The sequence below is a fragment of the Salinifilum aidingensis genome, assembly GCF_054782015.1.
In genome coordinates, this window is record NZ_BAAGTH010000028.1 from 1 (window position 1) to 3,242 (window position 3,242).

General features: G+C 59.3%; 1 rRNA gene. It reads right to left on the reverse strand.

What is annotated here, in order from left to right:
* Window positions 1-4: 4 nt before the first annotated feature.
* Window positions 5-3,103, reverse strand: a 23S ribosomal RNA gene (locus tag ACYVJE_RS22960).
* Window positions 3,104-3,242 lie beyond the last annotated feature (139 nt).

The window sequence follows — 3,242 nt, forward strand, 5'->3', positions numbered from 1 at the left end:
GGGAGTTGGTAAGTCACTCGGCTGATTAGTACTCGTCCACTCACAAACACATTACTGCGCTTCCATGCCAAGCCTATCCACCCAGTCATCTCCTGGGAGCCTTAACCCACATGGGGAGGGAGACCTCATCTTGAAACAGGCTTCCCGCTTAGATGCTTTCAGCGGTTATCCCTTCCGAACATAGCCAACCAGCCCTGCCCCTGGCGGGACAACTGGCACACCAGAGGTCCGTCCGTCCCGGTCCTCTCGTACTAGGGACAGCCTTCCGCAAGTCTCCTCCGCGCGCGGCGGATAGGGACCGAACTGTCTCACGACGTTCTAAACCCAGCTCGCGTGCCGCTTTAATGGGCGAACAGCCCAACCCTTGGGACCAACTCCAGCCCCAGGACGCGACGAGCCGACATCGAGGTGCCAAACCCTGCCGTCGATACGGACTCTCGGGCAAGATCAGCCTGTTATCCCCGGGGTACCTTTTATCCGTTGAGCGACACCCCACCCACACAGAAGTGCCGGATCACTAGTCCCTGCTTTCGCACCTGCTCGACCCGTCAGTCTCACAGTCAAGCCCCCTTCTGCACTTACACGCACCGCCTGATTCCCAACCAAGCTGAGGGGACCTTTGGACGCCTCCGTTACCCTTTAGGAGGCAACCGCCCCAGTTAAACTACCCACCAAGCACTGTCCCCAATCCGGATCACGGACCAAGGTTAGATGCCCAGAACGACCAGAGTGGTATTTCACCAACAACTCCACGAACACTGGCGTGCCCGCATCACAGTCTCCCACCTATCCTACACAAGCCGCACCAAACACCAATACCAAGCTGTAGTAAAGGTCCCGGGGTCTTTCCGTCCTGCCGCGCGAAACGAGCATCTTAACTCGTCATGCAATTTCACCGGGCCTGTGGTCGAGACAGCGGAGAAGTCGTTACGCCATTCGTGCAGGTCGGAACTTACCCGACAAGGAATTTCGCTACCTTAGGATGGTTATAGTTACCACCGCCGTTTACTGGCGCTTCAATTCAACGCCTCACCCCCACCAGGGGGGTTCACGTCTCCTCTTAACGTTCCAGCACCGGGCAGGCGTCAGTCCACATACCTCGCAACAACGCTTCGCGTGGACCTGTGTTTTTAGTAAACAGTCGCTTCTCCCCAGCCTCTGCGACCACCACCAGCTCCCACCGCACGGGCGTTCACCAGCAGTGGCCCCCCTTCTCCCAAAGTTACGGGGGCAATTTGCCGAATTCCTTAACCACAGTTCACCCGACCGCCTCGGTATCCTCTACCTGACCACCAGTGTCGGTTTCGGGTACGGGCCGTGCACACACATCGCTAGAGGCTTTTCTCGACAGTCCAGGCACACCCACTACACCACACAGGCTCCGCATCACCCCTCACCCACAACATGGTTCGGATTTCCCTGAACCACGGGCTACAGGCTTGCCCCGGGACAACCACCGCCCGGGCTGGGCTACCTCCCTGCGTCACCCCCTCGCTTGCCTACTCCCCCCTCAGGCCCCACGCACCCACACCACACACACTCACAAGGAACGCGTGCGGGCAGGCGGGTGGTTAGTCTCAGAGGTTTCACCACGGGCGCGCATACACGGGTACGGGAATATCAACCCGTTCTCCATCGACTACGCCTGACGGCCTCGCCTTAGGCCCCGACTCACCCTGGGCGGACGAACCTTCCCCAGGAACCCTTAGTCAATCGGCGGCAGAGATTCTCACTCTGCACTCGCTACTCATGCCTGCATTCTCACTCCCACACCCTCCACAGCCCCTTCCGAGACTGCTTCACCGGCATGCAGGACGCTCCCCTACCCAACCAAGCCCCACAGGACTCGATCGGCATGGCTTCGGCGGTGTGCTTACAAGCCCCGCTACATTATCGGCGCAGAACAACTCGACCAGTGAGCTATTACGCACTCTTTCAAGGATGGCTGCTTCTAAGCCAACCTCCTGGCTGTCACAGCCGTCCCACATCCTTACCCACTCAGCACACACTTCGGGACCTTAGCCGATGCTCAGGGCTGTTTCCCTCTCGACGACGGAGCTTCTCCCCCGCCGACTCACTGCCACGCTGCCACCCAGGCGTATTCACCGTTTAGCTGATCTCAGTACCCCACAGGGCCATCGACCAACCAGCGCACTACCCCACCCAGGAACCACGCGACGCTGCACCTAAATGCATTTCGGGGAGAACCAGCTATCACAGGGTTTGATTGGCCTTTCACCCCTACCCACAACTCATCCCCCCGGTTTTCAACCCAGGTGGGTTCGGGCCTCCACACGGTCTTACCCGCGCTTCACCCTGGCCATGGGTAGCTCACCCCGCTTCGGGCCTACACCACGCGACTCTCCGCCCACTTTCAGACTCGCTTTCGCTCCGGCTCCCCCACACACGGGTTAACCTCGCCACGCAGCGTAACTCGCAGGCTCATTCTTCAAAAGGCACGCCATCACACCCCACAGGTGCTCTGACGGATTATAGGCACACGGTTTCAGGAACTCTTTCACTCCCCTCCCGGGGTACTTTTCACCATTCCCTCACGGTACTGATCCACTATCGGTCACCGAGCGTCGTTCAGGCTTAGCGAGTGGTCCCGCCAGATTCACACGGAGCTCCACGAACACCGCACTACTCGGGGCAACCATCCAAACCCACCATGGCGCCTTCACCTACGGGACTCTCACCCACTCCGGTCGACCCTCCCAGGCCGTTCAGCTAACACCACACCAGGCTCGACAGGCCGGCAGACCCATCCAACAGCACCCCACAACCCCGCACACGCAACCCCTACCGAGTCTCCCACGCATGCGGTTTAGCCAACCTCCGCTTTCGCTCGCCACTACTCACGGAATCACACCAGTGTTTTCTCCGCTACGGGTACTAAGATGTTTCACTTCCCCGCACAACCCCAATCACCCTATACATTCAGATGATGGTGACCCGCCATCACGCGAGCCAGGTTACCCCATTCGGACACCCTCGGATCACAGTTCGGTCGACAACTCCCCGAGGCTTATCGCAGTCACCCACGTCCTTCCTCGCACACTCAGTGCCCAGGCATCCACCGTGCGCCCTTCAAAACTTACCAACACCACAACCGTGGTCACATCAGGCCAGGCAACACAACAAGATGCTCACACCCACTATCCACTTCTCAAACACCCACAGAAACACCCAGCCACACCAGCGTGTTCCCTCACAACCCGACAGCGAATGCCTGCCCGCCA